Origin of the sequence: Humisphaera borealis, assembly GCF_015169395.1 — a bacterium.
Classification (GTDB): Bacteria; Planctomycetota; Phycisphaerae; order Tepidisphaerales; family Tepidisphaeraceae; genus Humisphaera; species Humisphaera borealis.
In genome coordinates, this window is the sequence record NZ_CP063458.1 from 3,763,781 (window position 1) to 3,782,445 (window position 18,665).

An 18,665-nucleotide genomic window follows, 5' to 3' on the forward strand; every position below is an offset into this window, starting at 1 on the left:
GGAGATTCCTTTTATGTAAATGGTGTAAATGCAACTGAATGATCGGTCACTTGTCGCGCGAACCAGTGACCAGTGACAAATGACAGTTTCCTACGCCGTAATGCCCTTGATTCGGCTGGCCGCGCGGGGGTGGAACATGCCCATGCCGATCGCGGATTCGACCAGGTCGCTGTAGTAGGTGCCGAGCAGGCCGACCGAGACGTGCTCGATCATCTTGCTGCCGATCAGGCCCTGGACGTGTTCGCCGTCGACGTCGCTGCCGGGGCGGATGACGTACAGGCTCGTGGTGACGTTCGAGCTTCCCTGGGTTTCGTTGAAGTCGAGGATGGGGGTTTCGTCGCCGTCCTCGTCGAGCACCTGGATGGGAGCGCCGTCGTACTCGCGAACCTGCGCGCCGATCTCGCTCATCGCCGCCCCGCCGGCGGCGTCGCGAACCAGTGCGGTGATCTGCCGGCGGACGGCCTTGTTGCAGATGATGACCTTGCGGCTGTTGGACCCGACGACGCTGTCGAGCGCCTCGTCGAGCAGTTCCAGCGTAAGCGGCCCGCCGTTGGCCGCCACGGTCAGCACCTGGCTGCCGGTCAGACGCCCGTTGAGCCCGTAGAACTGCAGCGGATCGACGGTGGGATCGCCTTTGATGACGTAGCGGTCGAAGAAGAGGCCGGCCTTTTTCACTTTGGCGGCGATCGCGTTGGCGCGGGCGGCGTCGCCTTGCTTGTTGACGATCTGGCGGTCGGTGCGGACTTCGCCGCCGAAGATCGACAGCGACTCCACCTGCGGGTTCACCACGCCGGCGTCTTCGGTGTAGGAGTCGTTGAGCCCGCGGAATGCGATGCCACCGAGCGCGGATTGGCGGTTGTAGGTGTACGCGAACCCGTCCACGGGGACGAAGCGGAGGATCTTGAGGAAGATCGACTCGTTGGTGATCTCCTGGATGATGCCCCGCCGCATTGGCGAGCGGGACTGGTTGGCGAAATCGAGTAGCGAGATAGCCATGGGAGTTTTCCTTTCTTGAACTGTGGAGCGGGCAAGTTCGCTTGCCTGTTGAGTTGACGATCAGGCACGCAAAGGCGCGGGCATGACCTCATGCCCAGGCCTCCTAATGTCTTTCGAATAGAGTAGATGCAGTTAATCTGCGCCGACAAAGAGCGGCTCGCCGTCGAGGACGTCGGGCGCGGGTGCGCGCTGATCGCTGCGCGCATCGCGGGGATGACGATTCGATCCGGCTTCGGCGGCGGGAGTGGCTTTGGACGGCGATCCTCTCAGGCCCAGCGCGATCTGCTGCATGGGGGAGAGCTTGCTGTAGTCGATCGCGGCAGCGGGCGATTGGCCGCCGGGGTCGGTGCCGAAGAAGTCTTCCGGCGGATCGAACCCGACGTCCGGCGCCGAGGGCGCTGCCGGCTGAGTCGCCGGACTGCGACCGCCCTGCCCGGCCGATCGCAGGTCGTCGCGGAACTGCCGGCGGACTTTCTGTTCCGCGTCGGCAAGCGTGGCGTCGTCGGCTGTCTTAGGCATGAGCCTTCTGTACGCTTCGGGAAGATCGGACAGGTGCTGCCGGAGGTACTCGTCGCGGGCGATCGATCGAGCCGCCGTCGCCGAGTGCTGGCGGAACAGGTCGGCGACGAACGCGCGGAGGTCGGCCGGGCTGACGGCCGGTGACGAGGAAGCCGTGGCCAACGGGTTGGGCGCCGGCGACGGCGTCGGTGACGCTTTGAGTCCGTCGAGCAGGGTTTGCTGCTGGCGGGAAAGCTGACCGACGGCATCGATCAATCGGCTGAGCCGGTCGTCCGGCGGAGTTGCGGGGGTCGAGGTCTGTGACATAGCGAGTGCCTTTCTGCCGCTGGCATGCAGCGGACGTTTGAAGAGGGTGAAGAATCGGAACGGCATGGTGAGTCCTGTTGGGGTGTCTTGAGACGCGTAATTGGTTGTATGCTGTACAGGTGATCTATAAGTGGCTTTGTTGGGTGTTAAGGGGAGCGTCGTCGGTGGCAACCCCCTCCCTAGCCCTCCCCCGGAGTACCGGAGGAGGGGATGTGGGTACCGGAGGAGGTGACTGGGATGTCTGTGAAGGGGGCTTGGAGTTCCAGCCGTTGCAACTCGCGTTGCACGGCGGCGGGGTCGCCTAGCTGCTCTTCCACGGCCCGCTGAAGCGAGATCAGGCCGGCGGCGCGGAGGACGGACAGGCGGTCGGCGGTGTCTTTGTCGTCCTGGGGGATGCCGTCGCGAAGGGTCACGCCGATCGGTCTCTGGGGGTACCGTACGCCGGGTAGCGTGTTCTCGAGCATCTGCGCGACGGCGATCGCCCGGCGGATGCCGGCTTTCCAGTATGCCGCCTTTCGGGCCGCTTTCGTCAGCGAGTTGAAGCTCTCGAGCCGGACCTTTCGGTAGGCATCCGGCGCGGCACCTTCCTTCAGTCCCAGCAGCACCGGCGATGTCTCGGTCCGCACGAGCAACTGGTTCAGTACGAACGCGCGGTCAGCCATCGCATGGCCCAGCTCGGCGTTCCAGGTGATGTACTGCGGGATCTTTTTGGCGTCGCTGAACGCGAAGACTTCATGGTCCGACCGTACGTTGCCGTCTGCGGTGAACGCTTCTTCCGGGAAGACCATGCGCGGGTCGGCGTGCTTCAGCAGCACCCTGCCGACCTGGCTGTTCTTGGCGTTGAGCGCGTCCTGCAGCTCGATCGCGCCGTCGTAGTCGCTGACCGGGCAGCAGCGCACGAGCTGGTTGGGAATCCAGGTGATCGTCGGGAACGGGATGCCGGTACGGGTGACGGGAGCGAGCGTGACGCCGGTTTGGCGCGGTGGTGTCGTGGAGTACGACGATACGGCCGTGCCATCGCTTTGTGCGTCATGACTCGCAGTCCCCGCGATCCAGCTGCTCAGCTCGACCTCACGACGGCCGCCGTCGTCGTCGAGCTGATAGCACCGTCGTTCGATTCGCCCGGGCAGATAGAGGACTTCGAGGAGCAGGTGGAGCGGGGACGAGTCGGTGCCGGCATTGCGGATGCGGTAGCGGGCGTAGGCGTTGTACTGGCTGTCGGGGCCGGGCCGGCCGACGGGAAAGATCTCGTCCGCCGGCACCTGCCGCAGGTGGACTTCACGTTCGTGAACGCAGGCTTCGAGGAAGGTTTCGCCTTCGTAGCTGGCATCGACGGCGCACGCGTAGAGCAGGCTGTGGAGGTTGCTGCGCTCGCCGAGCCGCGCCAGGGCGTTTTGCTGGGCGGCGTTGTCGGCGACGAGTAGGGGTTCCTGGCCGAAGAGCAGGTCGGCGCCTTTGAGCGAGATCAGGCCCAGCACGTTGCAGGTGAGGTACATCCGCACCTGCCGATCGCCGGCCCGAACCAGCGGAAAATCGAACTGCGTCCGCCCTTCGTCCAGGAAGTACTCGCGGTGGCGGCCGTCGTAGAGGAGACGTGCCTGGCGCAATCGCTCGAGGCGAGCCTGCTGGTCATCGGTCAGAAATGCGCCGTAGCCGCCGGCGCGGGCGTTGTTGTAATCGGTGCCGGTGGTGTGAACCCAGACGGCGGGGATGGCTCGGGTGAGTTGCATGTTTTCCCTCTGTAGTAGATACAGTCAAAAGCAGCGTCGCCGCATCCGTGGCCGTGGGGCATTGCTGCGGCTCGTTGTGCCCGCCTGTCGTTCGACCTCTGGTGGCGACCGCTCACCACCCCACGGGTTTGCGGGCGACGCTCATCGCCTGGTGTGCCGGCGTTTGCTCGGCGGCGTGGCACGCGAGCGCCAGCGCCCAGAAGCGGTCGGCATGGCCGTCTGCGTCGCGCGGGGCGGACAGGCGCACATGATGTGCCGCCGTCACCGTACGCCGAACCTTGTGCAGGTCGTCGCGGGTTGCCGCATCGGCCGGGATTCGGACCAGGCGATCCTGGAATAGCCGCACTAGCGGCATCGCCAGTTCGCTCTTGGCGTCGGTTGTGAAAACGATCGGCTCGACGCGATGACCGTGTTTCTGGGCGAGTCGTTCGGCGAGCATCGCGCCCATGCCGGTGGCATCGATGCACAGCCGGCGCAGCCGCCGGCCCTTCAGAAGGTCGTCGAGCAGTTGTTCCTGCACGCTGAACGGCGCATCGCCCATCACGCGGACGATGCGCGTCCAGAGAACGTCGCCGAGACGTTCGACCACCCACAACACCGAGCGGTCGCGTTTGCGGCCGACGTCGAAGCCGGCGAACAGTGGGCCGGCGCTTTGCGGAACACCCGGGGTGACGGCGGCGTCGCCGGCGATCGTGTCGACCTCCAACAGTTGCAGGTTGGCCGCTTCGCACCCGGCAATCAGGGGATAGCCGAGCAACGCGGCTCCGTCGGCCGAGGGTTCGCAGAGGTACTCCTCGCGGAACGATGCTTCGTCCGGGCAACTGGCGCGGATTTCGTCGATGAAGTCGCGGCGTGCGGTGAGATTGGGCTCGGGCAGCCCGCGAATGCACTCCACCAATCCCTGGTTGACGGCGTCCACCAGCGTGACGCGATAGCGACCGACCGACTGGCGTGTGATTGGCGTCGCAAGGCTGTCGGCGGTGGTGTCCGGATTGTTCAATGGCGGTTGAACAAGCTGGTGAAAAAAAGAGCCTACTCCATTGTGCGTTGACCAGATGCGCATCTGGTGGCCCCAGATGAGCGCCGCCGGCTGCATCGCCTTGTAAAGTTCCCGCGGCTGCTCGTGAAACGCGAACTCGTCGGCTTCGGTGTCGCCGCCCTTGGAACGGAAGAACGTTGGGCTGGAACTGCCGGCGACGATCCGCGCGCCGTTGCAGAATCGCAGCATCCATGCCGTCATCCCTTCCTCCTCGATCAGCGTCTGCGACCACAAGGCACCGACGGCGTTGAACACGCCGGCCCAGTGGCGGCAGTCCTTGATGAACTCGCGGGCGGCTGTGAGGTCGGCAGAGGAGTAGAACAGGTCGGTTCCATACCGGAGGCGTCGATAAACCGCCCGGCATGCCGACACGTACGTCCACCCGATCCGCCTGCTCTTTTCAGCAAAGCAGATCGGGCGGTCGTCTGCAAGCCATGCCTTCTGGTAAGGCAGCAGGTGCGCGACGTACCCTGAAAGGTCGGGTGTAGATCCCATGGTTGCTCCTTCCGACCGATGACGAAACGACTGCGCCGGCGCGCGGCAAACCGCGATTGATGGCAATACGCGCGGACACGCGCAAGCAGAGCGCCGTGCCCACCTGCGGGGTTGAAGACCCGGGGCAGCTTGCCGTTGGACGACTGAGTTTTGCGGAGGCTCTTGATCGCTGCGTACGCCGGCCGCAGGCCGGCATTCAAGGTGCCATGACGCGCCGGCCGCCGGGTTGTGCGCCGCGGCCGGCACGTCGATAGCGGGCTGACGCGAGGTCAGTTTCCTCTCGACGTCATACCAAACATGTTACGAACATGCGCATTTGTGTCAAGCAGAAAATCGGTCGCCGCGTCGTGCCGGGTGTAGCGCAGAGTTTTGGCGCCTGTGTGTGTGTTGCCGGGGTGCCATGGGCTGCCGTACTCCGCTGCCCGTGGCAAGGTATGACTGCGGTGACACCGCCACGGGCAGGCGAGTACGCCAGCCCATGGCACCCGGAATAATGCCGAAAACACGAGTTACACCCCGTCGTGCCACGCCGATCAGGCCTCGATGGGTGTGGGGCTGAGATCAAGTTCGGGCAGTTGGCGTCGGACGGTATCGGCGAGTTCGGGGCGGGCCGCGACCGCGCCGACAATCGCCGACAGACCGGCGCGGGTTTCAGGAACGCGCACCGACCGGATGGCGGCGGCGAGGACGGGAATCAGCATCTCGGCGCGAGCCGGTGTTTGACGGATCGCATCGCTGATCTGCCGCAGGGCGGTCAGCTTTCGGCGGCCGCCGCGATGGATGTTCAGCAGGACGCCAGTCCAGAGAAAGGTGATCGCGTCGTCAGTCGCGCCCGGGAGGTTCTGGCGTTGTTGCAGCACATCGACGAGGAACAGCCGGATGTCTTCGAAAGGCGATTCGACCAGGCGAGACCAGAGGGCCGGGTCGTGCCAGCCGGCGGAGGGCTTGGTTGCGCTCGCGAGCCAGTCGCGGGCGGCAGCGCGGATCTCGGGCAGCAGGCTGTCGAAGAACCGGGTGACGGTGTCGACGTTGTAAACGCCGGCGACACCGAGATGGCCCAGTGCCCAGGTGCCGATGTCGTAGCCGACGGCGGCGCATCGGGCATCGGCCAGGTGCACCAGTGCCTGCCGCAGTTGTGACGGGTCGATCGACCGACCCTGGAGAAAGTTCAACCCGAGCCGCGCGACAGGGGCGGCTTCGGTTTTCGCCAGGTTGATCGCGTCGAAGAGCGACACCGATGCCGGCGTGACGTGCCGCATCATCAGGCGCGCGACGGCATCGAGCACGGTGAGGTTCCTGTTCTGCAGCAAGCGGAACCAGCGGTCGAACGGAAGTGATTCAAGCCCTGACGCCTTCTCGAACAGTTCGATGCCGATCGACCAGACGGCTTCGTCGGGGTGGGCCAGCAGCGGCGCGACTTGTTCGACCGGCAGGCCGACGAGTGCCTCGGCATGCCAGCGGCGGAGCAGATCAATGGACCAGACGCGGGCGAACGTCGATCGGGCGGCGGTGAGCAGCGAGAGCAGTTGGGGGGCGGCCGCGCTGTTCTGCCAGAGCGCACCAAAGGCGGGTGCGGCGGCGAGATTGGCCAACGACGGTCCGCCGACGAGCTTGGTGCGATGCGTCGTGAAGGCGATCGATTCGCTTTCGCCGAAGCAGGCGTGCAGGAGCGACCAGCAGTCCATGAGGTTGTCGCCGGTGGCGAGGTCGGCGTCGGTGTAGCTGCCGATCATCGCGGCGACGGCGGGAACGTAGTCAGTGGGACGGCGATGGCCGAGGTGGCGGAAGTACCGCCAGGCGCGACGGCGTAGGTAGTGGCGGGTGTGGTGCGAGAACAGGCGCCTCCCGCGCCAGCCGAGCTGGCCGTAGACGATCCACTGGCCGCTTCCTGGCTCCCTGTAACGATGGCCGGGAAAGTAGTGAAGACGATCTTCCGGTGAGATCAGGCGTTCTTCGGGCACACTCATGCGCGAGGTGTAGTCCCACCGCCATCTCTTCCTGCGGACCCGCCGGACAAGCCGATCGAAGCTCACCGCCCAGGCCGACAGCAGCAGGTCATCCTGGCGAGCCTCGGCTCCTTTGAAGAGCCGCTTGACGAGCGAGTTGTGATTGCCGGCGTTCAGCGGCAGGTCGATGTACGCGAGCATCTGCTCGCGTGCCCAGGGCCGCGGATCGCGGAGCCACTTCTCGGCGAACGCCGCCATCGGGGCGGGATCGACGAAGGTTCGCAGTGCCGGCAAGAACTGTGGGCTGCCGGCGGCGAACAGCTCTTCGACGACGAGAAAGGAAGTTGGCCCGGCGTCTGCCATCCGGCGAATCCAGGTTCAGGCGTTCGCTTCAGCGCGAAACCGCGAAGCGACTGGCGGCTGCCGCGGCGGATGAATGCTTTGCGATGACCCGGACTTTTCTAACGGTAATCACTTCACCGGCACAATCCAGATGTTGCGGTATTGCACCGGGTTGCCGTGGTCCTGCAGCACGATGGGGCCGGGGGTCGCCGGGTCGCCGCCCATGCCGCTGGTGGTGTTGTCCTTGGTGATCTCGACGTTGTCGTGGATCTTCACGCCGTTCTGCACGACGGTGATTCGGCCGTTGGCGACGCGCTTGCCGTTCTCGAACTTCGGTGCGGTGAAATCGACGTCGTAGCTCTGCCAGACGGTGGGCGCCTTGCAGGCGTTTTCGCTGGAGGACTTGATGCCGTAGATGCCGCCGCAGTCGCCCTGGGCGAGCTTTTCCTTGGGGATGCCGTAGCTGTCGAGGACCTGGACTTCGTATCGCCCGTGCATGTAGACGCCGGAGTTACCGCGTCCCTGGCCGCTGGCCTTGGGCATGTAGGGCGTGCGGAACTCGACATGAAGCTTGAAGCTGCCGAAGGTCTGGCGGGTCATGATGTCGCCACCCTTGACCTGCATCGCCCCGCCGTCAACCAGTGGCCACTCGGCGGCCTTGGGTTCGGCCTTGCCTTCGACGACCTTGAGGTCCTTCTTGCACCAGGCGTCCAGATTCTTGCCGTTGAAGAGCACGATCGCCCCGGCGGGCGGCGGCGTGGACGCGACATCCTGCTTATCCTCCGGCTTGGCGATCTTCAGATCGCCGGTGCCTTCGTATTGGGCAAACGAGACCGGGGCGGTGATCAGCAGAAGGGCAAGAAACGCGACGAAGCGGGGCATGGATGCTCCTCGGGGAAGATGCGATACAAGGCCGACAGCGGCCTGTGCAGTTTGAATACAGCAGCCGGTGTGGATTGTGGCGGACGAACGATTTGCAGTACATGTGGGAGCCCCGGGTCGCGGACGGGCGATTGCGATGTCGGGCCGGCGTGAGCCGCCTCCCCCGTCCTTGGCCAGCAAGCTGCGTTTGTACAGCGGGAATCGCGGCCGGAAGGCTGCAACCCCAATATCCACCGGGATATGGGTCGCGCCCACGGCGGACCGGCGCACAACATCTGGCTGCCACAAATCTGTTGCGACCTCCACTTCCCCCGGTATACTTGGCGTGAACGGACCTCGCACGAGGCGAGATTTGGCCGGCGGATGTGTTGTTTCCCTTGATTTCTGAAGGGTTTGGTGAAGATGCCGAGTCGGCAGACGCTTCGCCGCCGCCATAGGCGATCGCCTCTGGTTGTCGCGCTGTACCTGAACGCGGCTTTGCTTGCGTGTGTTCTGGCTGCGGTGTTGTCTCGGAATTCGGGTTCGGCAGCGTTCGCGGCAGCACCTGCACCTGGTGCCCAGCCGATCGCGGGTGGCAACGGCCTCTACCTGATGCCGGGGCAGTTCGCGATCAATATCTGGGGCTGCTACGTCATGGACGTGGACCGCCAGACGCTTTGTGCGTACGAGTATGTTCCCGGGCGCAAGCAGTTACTGCTGGTGGCGTCACGGTTTATCGGTCATGACCGGCAGTTGCTGGAATACAACACCAGTCCCTCGCCGGAAGAGGTGAAGCGGCTGGTCAACTTGCAGAACGCCCCGATCCGCGGCCAGCCCGGCGAGAATGGCGGCGGGCCGATTGTCCCGAGGGCTGATGAGCCCAGGACAGGTACGCCCGGTGCCCCGGGAACCCAGCAGGGTGCCCCCGCAGGTCCCACTGGCGAACGCCCGTTGGATCGTCCGCCGCAGCCCGGCGATAAAGATTTTGTGCCCAAGCCGAGCGATATCAATCCGCAAGGCTAGTTCTTGTTGAAAGTGGAACGCCGAGCCTGGAATGTCGGCGTTAGCAAAAGTCCACGTTCGTTGATCGAGAGTCAGCCGTCGAAAGTCCCGCAGGAGTAGTGCCCCATGATGGCCAAGATGTTCTACACGATGGAAGAGGCCAAGTCGGCCCTCGGCAAGTCCGAGGACGAAATCCGCCAGTTCGCCCGCGAGGGCCGGCTGCGCGAGTTCCGCGACGGCCCGCGCCTGATGTTCAAGGCCGACCAGGTCGAACAGCTTCGCGCCGAAGTCGGCGGCGGCATCGGGGCCGGCATGGATCAGGTTGACCTGGGCGTCTCCGACTCCGGCGGTCTGATCGGCCTGGTCGATACCACCGGTGCCAGCGGCACCAGCATCACCCTCTCCGACAGCGAAGGCTCGAGCGGCTCGCTGAAAATGAAGGACGACACGGCCCTGGCGGCCGACCTCGGCCTCTCGGGTTCGCTCGGCGGCATGCCGTCGCCCGGCCCGGTTCGCGCTGGCGCGGGTGGCCCGAGTGGCACCGGCCTGTCGGGCTCGATGTCCGGCCGCAGCGGTGCGGGCATCAATGTCTTCGGTGGCGACGACGTCGAACACGTCGACCCGATGGCGCAGACGGCTATCACCGGCGCATTTACCGACCAGATCGACCTGCAGGCCGTCGGCTCGGGCTCGGGTCTGCTCGACCTGACCCGCGAAAGCGACGACACAAGCCTGGGTGCAGTGCTCGACGAAATCACCCCGCAGGCGGCCCCGCCGATGCGTCGCGGCGCCGGCTACGGCCCGCTCGATCAGGGCGAAGGCAGCCTCGGTGCGGCGTTTGAAGACGTCCCTGCGACCCCTCGCGCCCCTGCTGCCCCCGTCTACATCGAAAAGCCTGACGCCTTGGCGCCCGCCTTCGGCGGCGCGGCGCTTGCGGCCAGCCTGGTCTGCATCTTCGGCCTGTTCGTCCTGATCTCCGCCATGCTCGGCACCCGGCCGGATGCGGTGCTCTGGTTCGAGACCAAGAAGATCAACATGTGGATGGGCGCCGGCATCGGTTTCGGCGGCGTGCTGTTCTTCTTCATCTTCGGCCTGATCCTCGGCCGGCTCGGCAAGCGGTAAGGAAACGACGGGAGATCACCACGGAGGCACGGAGACACGGAGGCCACCTCGACTTCGGTGCCTTCAGATCCATCAGGACTGAACCAGGAATGCAGGTAGACATGCAACATTTGCGCGTGTCTGCCTGCATTCTCTGTTTGGCCTGTTCCGACGTGTAGTCGAGTTACCCCCCGTGTCTCCGTGTCTCTGTGCCTCCGTGGTGATCTCTTCTTTCCCTACGAAAAAGCGCAATTTCCGCCGTATCTACTTGCAATTATCGGACCGGTTGCCCAAACTATCAGCCAAGCCGGAACGGAGTCGGGCTTCCTGCGAACGCCTACCACTTCTTTTTGGCCATCGGGCTTTTTTTGATCTGACAAACTGTACCAGCGACCGATTCGTCGTGGCCGGTTGACGTGCGAGGCTATCGCACGCGGTTCACACAACTGGCGATTCGACTCGCGCAAGAGCATGGAGGCCAGCTCATGGCAAGGATGCATCACTTCGCGGTTCTCGGTCTTTCCTTCCTCGCACTCGGCACCGGCTGCGTCTCTTCGGAGAAGTACCAGGCCCAGCGCATGCGTGCGGAGCAATCCGATGCGCAGCTCTCGGCGGCCGAGGCCAACCTGATGTCGGCCAACGCCAAGGCAGAGCTGACCCAGGGCCAGGTCGAGAAGCTTCGCCAATACCACGAAAGCCAGGAGACCCTGATCCGTAATCAGGGTTCGCAGATCACCGAGCTGACGCGCCAGCTCGAAGAGATGAACGGCAAGTACCAGCTGGCGATGAGCAACATCGGTAAGGCCGGTACGTCGTCGCTGCCGATCCAGCTCGTCAGCGAGCTCACGACTTTCGCCCAGCAGAACCCCGATGTCGTCGAGTTCGACGAAGCCAAGGGCCTTGTGAAGTTCAAGAGCGACGTCACATTCTCGGCCGGAAGCGCCGTCGTGAAGCCCGAAGCCAAGACGGTCATCGACAAGCTCGCGGCGATCCTCAACGGACCGATGGCAAGCCAGCACGAACTGCTCGTCTGCGGCCACACCGACAACGTTCCGGTGAGCAACCCGGTGACCAAGAAGAACGGCCACCTGGATAACTGGTACCTGTCGGCCCACCGCGCGATTGCGGTCAGCCAGGAACTGCGTACGGTCGGTGTGCAGTCGAACCGCATGATGGTCGCCGGATACGCCGACCAGAAGCCGGTCGCCGCGAACGACAGCGATGCCAACAAGGCCCGCAATCGCCGCGTCGAGGTGTTCATCCTCCCGACGACGGTCAGCGGCACCCCCGCTCCGATCGCTCCGTCGGCCCCGGTGACGATGAAGCCGGTTCCGGCAAAGCCGTCGCTGAACAAGGACATCACCCCGATCCAGGGTGGCCGGGCTGATGTTGATCGCGGTGCCGCGATCAACAAGTAATCCGAGCGCTGGCGGCGGAGAAAGAGACTGAAATAAAACGCCCAGGGACGGCTGTCCCTGGGCGTTTGCTTGCGCTTTGACTTGTAGACGGTTCGCGACTTGAAGCCGGTCGGAAGCAACTCGGCTGTCGATCGAGTCGCCCCGTGTCTATCGAGTCTTCTGGGCTTTCCTGGCCTCGCCGGCCTTCAGCTGCTTCGAGGCTGATTTACTGAGCGTCGTGACCTGGTTGTTGGTCGGTCCGACGACCGGGTGTGACGGAAAACCTTTGGACAGTGAGGGGGCACTCTTCGTGTTGCCGCCGGTCCGGATCGCGGCTAGCGAGCGGGCAATGGCCTGGGTGGTGACTTCGTCGTCGCCGGGGGTTGCGATGGTTTCGAACAGCTCGTTACGGGGAACAAAGAGGATCGCGCCGTCGGTGCCATCGGGGCCGATGGTGCCCTTGAGCGTATTGACGCGAATAACGTTTCCCTCGGCATCGAATGTAAAGATCGGCAGTGCCTCGCCGTCGAGGAAGGCGTTGATCTTGAAGTTGGTGGTGCCGCCGGTGGCGTGCAGGACGCCGACTCCATAAACCCCCTGCGGGAAGCTGTTCTGCCAGTAGGCGATTTCGGTACCGCCGTTCTTGCCGCCACGGTGATCGAAAGGAATCAGTCCGCCGGAGGTACTGACATTCAGGCCGTAACCCGGGAAGAGGATTTCTTCCGGGCGGAAGCCGCTGAGCACGATGTTCGTCGAGTCGCCGGCCTGGTTATCGACGATGAAGTTGAGGTCGGCCTGGCTGTCCCACCGAAGGGCGAAGCTCAGGCGACCGGGCAGCGCGCCCGGCAGCGAGGTATCGGGGAGAGGTCCGCCGCCGCGAATCACGGGGATGCTCGCGCGGTTATCAAACCCGAGCACGCCGCCGGAGCTGAGCTGCTGGGAGATCACCGTCGATTCGTTCTGGGTGCGGGCCGCGGCGATCGACGGATCGACGGTGCTGTTGGCCAGTGCTGTTTCGGCGGCCGATCCCTTGATGCCGCTGGCGACGCTGTAGCTCTTGCCGCCGATGAACGTGGAGCCGCGGGCCGTGCGGAACAAGGCGCGGCCGGTATAGCTTTCCGCCTGCGGGGAGAAGCCGGCGCGGTCGTAGATGCGAACCACCGTACCGCGAATCGCCATGGTGCTGCCTGGCGTGCGGATGACCGCGTCATACTCGCGGCCGGCGGCTTCGATGCCGTAGCTGGCGGCGCCGTACTTCATCATCAGGTCTGTTTTTTCCTTGCCGCCGGCACGGCTTGCTTCTTCCACGCGTACCGTGCTCAGCGATTCGAGCGTAAACATCTGCTCGCCGCCGATCCGGCAGGTAACCGCCGATCGCAGTCCGGTGCGGAAGACGGCGCCGGTGTTATAGGTTTCGCCGACGGCAGCCTTTTTGAAAGTCTTGCCATCGTCGGTGCTGACCATGACGCTGCCCTTGACCTCCATGACCTTGACTTCAAGGAGCACGGCCTTGGCGGGTTCGGTCGCCGGCTGCGAATCTTGCAGGAGGTAGTGCGGGAAGACGGGCTCTGATGTTGCCGGGGCCGCTGCCGAATTCGGGGCCGCGAGCGACGGCGATGCCAATGCCGCCGCAATCGCAGAAGCCAGCAGGGCAGGAAGTCGGACCGATGGGCGATGCGAGGTCATATGTTCGCTCCGGGCAAGGTAGGCGGTTTCTGCCGACCATTGTACAAGCTTTTGCGAAGTTGGCTTGAGAAAACGACACCCTGATCAGGTGAAACCGGGTCTATTCGAAAATTCAAGGCCGTATTCGGGCCCGATGCCCGCCGAGATTGAGGACCCACCACCCGCGGTCTTGCCGGCGCGGGATAGCTCGTGAGACATCGGCCATTAAAAAGCAAAATTGCGCAAAGTCGGTACTTGGGGCACTTCAGAGTTACGGGCTGGTTTGCCTGTAAGACACCCGTCGGACGGCTGCGTGAAGATGAATGACAGAAAATTCTTGAAATCTGCAAATTCTTCTCGGCGAGAATACATCGGCCTGCTGGTACAATCCGCCGCATGACAAATGAAGCGCAGAAGTTGCTCGAACAGGCGGTTAAGGCGGTCGGTCTTCGCGGCAGCTTCGATCCTGCGGAGATGGGACACAAGGTCGGCCTGAACCGCACGCAGGCGGAAGCAGCCGCCCGTATGCTGTCGAACGCAGGCGTTCTCGTCCTGGGGTTTGACCTCGCCGCTCACTTCACGCCGGAATACCGCAAGTTCCGTGGCCCGGTCGAGAAGAAGTCGGACAAAAAGTCCGCCGAGCCGTCGGTTTCCTCCCGTACCCCCGGCAAGACGACCAAGGCAAGCCGCAAGGACGTGGAAAAGCCGGAAAAGAAGCGAAAGAAGCTCGCTGCGGCCCGCTGAGCGGCCCACCGATTTGAGAACTACCAACCGAATGCCGTGAATTGCATCTCGGCTCATCTGTCGTCCAAGGTCTTAGGCATAGCACACCAGAACGTTCGAAGGAGCCCGCCGTCGACCACCGACGGCGGGCTCTTTTGTTGGTGCCTGTCCGGCGTCGATGGCATGTCAATGGGGTGACTTCCGGCACGACTTTCAAGCATTTCGTGGCGGTCGGGGTCTGTATCGCGCCGCCAATGGTCGCATGCGTGAACGCGTCTGCTCGCCGCCTGCCACATTGGCAAAGGCTTCTGCGCGGGGGTTCAGCGCTCCTGCCAGCCTGACAGCCGTGTCACCGGGAGCGTACGGGGCGGGCTTGGACGATGCGTCTCCTAAAATCAATTGATACAAAGGCTTGCGCTGAAGTTGGCGAATTGTGGCCGGTGCGGCACACCCGTTGTTACTGCGACGGTGCCGTCTCCGCTCGCGGAGCGGTTCTCGGATCGCCGCGACTCTCGGTTGCCTCACGATTTCCTGGTGCCCCTCGGGGTGCCTTGGATTGGGGTTCCCGTCCCGGCGTTTCGAGCCTCGCGGAAACGAAATCGATTCGGTTGCAAGCAAGAAGACCCCCGAAAGGAGCCATCGCATGGCCGCCAAGATGTTGTCGTTCGACGCTGAAGCCCGCAAGTCGCTGCTCGAAGGCGTGACCAAGCTCGCCCGAGCTGTCAAAGTCACCCTCGGACCCCGTGGCCGCAATGCGGTCATCGACAAGGGCTGGGGCAGCCCGACCATCACCAAGGACGGCGTGACCGTCGCCGAGGAAGTCGAGCTCCACGACAAGTACGAGAACATCGGCGCCAAGCTCGTCAAGGAAGCCGCCAGCAAGACCTCCGAGGTCGCCGGCGACGGCACCACGACGGCAACCGTGCTCGCGGAAGCCATCTTTAAGGAAGGCTACCGCCACCTCGCCAGCGGCACCGACGCGATGAAGCTCGCCCGCGGCATCCGCATCGCCGTCGCGGCGGTCATCGAGAACCTCAAGAAGCAGTCCAAGAAGATCGACGGCAAGAAGGACATCGAGTCTGTCGCCACGATCTCGGCCAACAACGATCGCGAAATCGGCGCCATCATGGCCGACGCGATGGAGAAGGTCGGCAAGGACGGCGTCATCACGGTTGAAGAAGGCAAGGGCCTGCAGACCGATATCAACGTCGTCGAAGGCATGCAGTTCGATCGCGGCTTCCTCTCGCCCAACTTCGTCACCAACCCCGACGAAATGAAGGTCGAGCTCGAGAAGGCTCTCGTTCTGGTGTACGAAGACAAGATCAGCTCGGCCGCCAAGCTGCTGCCGCTGCTGGAAAAGATTCAGAAGGCCAAGAAGCCCCTGCTGATCATCGCCGAAGACATCGAAGGCGAAGCCCTCTCCACCCTGGTCATCAACAAGCTCCGCGGCATTCTGAATGTCGCCGCCGTCAAGGCCCCCGGCTACGGCGATCGCCGCAAGGCGATGCTGGAAGACATCGCGATCCTGACCGGCGGCCAGGCGATCATGAAGGACCTGGGCATCGAGCTCGACAAGGTCGATCTCGAACACCTCGGCCAGGCCAAGAAGATCGAGATCGACGGCGATAACACCGTCATCATCGAAGGCGCCGGCGACAGCGACGCAATCCAGGGCCGTATCGGCCAGATCCGTAGCGAAATCGCCATCACCACCAGCGACTACGACAAAGAGAAGCTGCAGGAACGCCTGGCGAAGCTCGCCGGCGGCGTGGCCCAGATCAACGTCGGTGCGGCGACTGAAGCCGAGCTGAAGGAGAAAAAGGCCCGCATCGAAGACGCCCTTCACGCGACCCGCGCCGCGGTCGCCGAAGGTGTCGTCGCCGGTGGTGGCGTCGCCCTGATCCGCGCCGGCAAGGTGTTGGACAAGATGACCAACGATGACGCCGACGTCGAGTTCGGCATCCGCATCGTCCGCAACGCGATCGCGGCTCCGCTCCGCCAGATCGCCGAGAACGCCGGCTTCAGCGGCTCGGTCGTCGTCCGCCGGGTGAGTGAATCCAGCGGCAGCGAAGGCTTCAATGCCCTGACCGGCGAATACGTCGATGTGATCAAGGCCGGCATCATCACGCCGACCAAGGTCGAGCGCTCGGCCCTGCAGAACGCGGCGGAAGTCGCGATCCTGCTGCTGACGACCGACTGCATCGTCGTCGAGGCCCCGAAGGAAGAGGCCGGCGGCGACCATGGCCACGATCATGGCGGCGGCGGAATGGGCGGCATGGGTGGCATGGACGGAATGATGTAATCCGGGACAGCCTCTCGAGGCACCCACTCGACGCGACGTTTCAAAAACCGAATTCAAGCAACTGGCGGGTTCAGGCCCGCCCAACGAGGACAACGAATCATGGCACTCAAGCTCAAGCCCCTGGCCGACCGTGTAATCGTCAAGCAGACCGAAGCCGAAGAAAAGACCGCCAGCGGGATTTACCTCCCGGACGCGGCCAAGGAAAAGCCCACCAAGGGCAAGGTCATCGCCGCCGGCCCCGGCAAGTTTGATGACAACGGCAAGCGGATGGAACTGGCCGTCTCGGTCGGCGACACCGTCTACTACGGCAAGTACGCCGGCACCGATGTCGAAGTCGACGGGCAGAAGCTCGTCATCCTTCGCGAGTCGGACATCCTCGGCGTTCTCGAGTAAATCGCTCGTGTAGGGTCCGCCTTGGCGGACGCGATGCTCTCGCGTCCGGCGGACGGCCTGAATGACCTAACGATCAAAGCTCTCGCGTCCGCTACGACGCTCTCGCGTCCGCCAAGGCGGACCCTACGAAGGATCAATCCCATGGCTGCCAAACAAATGAAGTTCACCACCGACGCCCGCGCTGAAATCTTCAGCGGGATGTCGCAGCTTTCCCGGGCCGTCAAGGCGACCCTCGGACCCCGCGGACGCAACGTCGTCCTCCAGAAGTCGTTCGGCTCGCCCCGGATCACCAAGGACGGCGTCACTGTCGCGAAGGAAATCGAGCTCCCGCAGCCGTTCGAGAACATGGGCGCCAAGCTCATCTCGTCGGTCGCGAGCAAGACCGGCGATGTCGCCGGCGACGGCACCACCACCGCGACCGTGCTCGCCGAGGCGATCCTCGCCGAAGGCCTGAAGTACGTCGCCCAGGGTGGCGTGAATCCGGTCACCATCCAGCGCGGCATCCTCAAGGCCGCCGAGGCCGCTGCCGAGGCGATCACCGGCTTTGCCCGCAAGGTCAAGGGCCACGAAGACTACAAGAAGGTCGCCACCATCTCCGCCAACGGCGACGAGCTGATCGGTCAGCTCATGGCCGACGCGATGGAAAAGGTCGGCAAGGAAGGCGTCATCACGGTTGACGAGGGCAAGAGCACCGAGAGCACCCTCGAGTACACCGAAGGCATGCAGTTCGACAAGGGCTACCTGTCGCCCTACTTCCTGACCAACCCGGGCACCCTCGAGTGCGAACTCGAAAACCCGTACATCCTGCTCCACGAAAAGAAGATCAACAACCTGGCCGAGCTGCTCCCGCTGCTCAACAAGATCGTCACCGCCAGCCGTCCGCTGCTGATCATCGCCGAAGACATTGAGTCCGAAGCGCTGGCGGCGTTGGTCGTCAACAAGCTCCGCGGCGTCCTGAATGTCGCGGCTGTGAAGGCCCCCGGCTTCGGCGATCGCCGCAAGGCGATCATGGCCGACCTTGCCGTCCTGACCGGTGCCAAGTTCATCAGCGAAGACCTCGGGCTCAAGCTCGAGAACGTCGAGCTGGAAGACCTCGGCACCGCCAAGGAAGTGACGATCGACAAGGACAACACGCTGATCGTCGAAGGTGCCGGCACCAAGAAGGAAATCCAGGCCCGGCTCGATCAGATCCGCGCCCAGATCGACAAGACCACCAGCGACTACGACCGCGAGAAGCTCCAGGAACGCCTGGCCAAGCTCACCGGCGGCGTCGCAGTCATCAAGGCCGGTGCCAACACCGAAACCGAGATGAAGGAACGTAAGGACCTCATCGACGACGCCCTTCATGCCACCCGCGCGGCGGCTGAAGAAGGCGTCGTTCCCGGCGGCGGCGTCGCGTTCCTGCGGGCGATCGCGTTCGTTGAAGCGGCCAAGAAGCAGGCCAAGGGCGACGAGAAGATCGGCTTCGACATCGTCATCCAGGCCCTGCAGGCCCCGGCGATCCAGATCGCCGAGAACGCCGGCGAAGACGGCGAAGTCGTTGTCGACAAGATCCTGCAGAAGGAAAGCCAGAGCTACGGCTACAACGCCGCCACCGGCGAATTGGCGACATGTTCAAGTTCGGCATCATTGACCCGGCCAAGGTCGCCAAGACGGCGTTGCTGAACGCCGCCAGCGTCAGCGGCCTGGCCCTGACGACCGACGTCATCCTGACCGATTACAAGGGTGACGACGAAGACCAGATTCCCGGCGCGATCATCTAAGTGTCGGCAGTCGTAGAAAAGCTGAACCACGGCGGCGCGAAGACACGAAGATACCCTTTGTGTCTTCGTGCCGTTTGTGGATATT

At 63.9% G+C, this 18,665-nt stretch carries 13 protein-coding genes and 1 pseudogene; 7 read left to right on the forward strand and 7 right to left on the reverse strand.

The features are described 5' to 3' along the window. Positions 1 to 90: 90 nt before the first annotated feature. The 6 genes from IPV69_RS14040 to IPV69_RS14065 all read right to left on the reverse strand — a co-directional run bounded on the left by IPV69_RS14040 (position 91) and on the right by IPV69_RS14065 (position 8,255). Entirely contained in the window at positions 91 to 996 is a 906-nt protein-coding gene (locus IPV69_RS14040) for a major capsid protein (protein WP_206290311.1), read from the reverse strand. 132 nt (positions 997 to 1,128) lie between these two features. Beyond that, positions 1,129 to 1,887 (reverse strand): hypothetical protein, encoded by a 759-nt coding sequence (locus tag IPV69_RS14045; RefSeq protein WP_206290312.1) that lies wholly within the window; start codon positions 1,885 to 1,887, stop codon positions 1,129 to 1,131. A gap of 113 nt (positions 1,888 to 2,000) precedes the next feature. Further along, positions 2,001 to 3,551 (reverse strand): phage portal protein, encoded by a 1,551-nt coding sequence (locus IPV69_RS14050; RefSeq protein WP_206290313.1) that lies wholly within the window; start codon positions 3,549 to 3,551, stop codon positions 2,001 to 2,003. Between the two features lie 112 nt (positions 3,552 to 3,663). Then, positions 3,664 to 5,085: a phage terminase large subunit family protein gene (locus IPV69_RS14055; RefSeq protein WP_206290314.1), complete on the reverse strand. Its 1,422-nt coding sequence runs from the start codon at positions 5,083 to 5,085 to the stop codon at positions 3,664 to 3,666. Positions 5,086 to 5,618: 533 nt separating this feature from the next. Then, entirely contained in the window at positions 5,619 to 7,394 is a 1,776-nt protein-coding gene (locus tag IPV69_RS14060) for a hypothetical protein (protein ID WP_206290315.1), read from the reverse strand. 108 nt (positions 7,395 to 7,502) lie between these two features. Next, on the reverse strand, positions 7,503 to 8,255 hold the full coding sequence (locus tag IPV69_RS14065; RefSeq protein WP_206290316.1) for a 3-keto-disaccharide hydrolase: 753 nt from the start codon (positions 8,253 to 8,255) through the stop codon (positions 7,503 to 7,505). 501 nt (positions 8,256 to 8,756) lie between these two features. Here IPV69_RS14065 and IPV69_RS14070 point away from each other — a divergent pair. From IPV69_RS14070 to IPV69_RS14080, 3 genes are all read left to right on the forward strand, one after another. Beyond that, entirely contained in the window at positions 8,757 to 9,257 is a 501-nt protein-coding gene (locus tag IPV69_RS14070) for a hypothetical protein (RefSeq protein ID WP_206290317.1), read from the forward strand. A gap of 105 nt (positions 9,258 to 9,362) precedes the next feature. Next, the gene (locus IPV69_RS14075) at positions 9,363 to 10,358 is read left to right on the forward strand and encodes a MerR family transcriptional regulator (RefSeq protein ID WP_206290318.1); all 996 of its coding nucleotides are present in this window, start codon (positions 9,363 to 9,365) and stop codon (positions 10,356 to 10,358) included. 464 nt (positions 10,359 to 10,822) lie between these two features. Further along, positions 10,823 to 11,755: an OmpA/MotB family protein gene (locus IPV69_RS14080; RefSeq protein ID WP_206290319.1), complete on the forward strand. Its 933-nt coding sequence runs from the start codon at positions 10,823 to 10,825 to the stop codon at positions 11,753 to 11,755. Positions 11,756 to 11,902: 147 nt separating this feature from the next. On the opposite strand, the gene IPV69_RS14085 is transcribed toward IPV69_RS14080, so the two are convergent. Further along, the gene (locus IPV69_RS14085; RefSeq protein WP_206290320.1) at positions 11,903 to 13,420 is read right to left on the reverse strand and encodes a hypothetical protein; all 1,518 of its coding nucleotides are present in this window, start codon (positions 13,418 to 13,420) and stop codon (positions 11,903 to 11,905) included. Between the two features lie 375 nt (positions 13,421 to 13,795). Between IPV69_RS14085 and IPV69_RS14090 the strand changes: the two genes are divergently transcribed. From IPV69_RS14090 to groL (IPV69_RS14105), 4 genes and pseudogenes are all read left to right on the forward strand, one after another. Next, entirely contained in the window at positions 13,796 to 14,143 is a 348-nt protein-coding gene (locus tag IPV69_RS14090) for a hypothetical protein (protein WP_206290321.1), read from the forward strand. A 622-nt stretch (positions 14,144 to 14,765) separates the two neighbouring features. Beyond that, on the forward strand, positions 14,766 to 16,424 hold the full coding sequence (gene groL / locus IPV69_RS14095) for a chaperonin GroEL (protein ID WP_206290322.1): 1,659 nt from the start codon (positions 14,766 to 14,768) through the stop codon (positions 16,422 to 16,424). 99 nt (positions 16,425 to 16,523) lie between these two features. Beyond that, positions 16,524 to 16,817 (forward strand): co-chaperone GroES, encoded by a 294-nt coding sequence (gene groES, locus IPV69_RS14100; protein WP_206290323.1) that lies wholly within the window; start codon positions 16,524 to 16,526, stop codon positions 16,815 to 16,817. A 141-nt stretch (positions 16,818 to 16,958) separates the two neighbouring features. Further along, positions 16,959 to 18,580, forward strand: a pseudogene (groL, locus tag IPV69_RS14105) (chaperonin GroEL). The last annotated feature ends 85 nt before the right edge of the window (positions 18,581 to 18,665 follow it).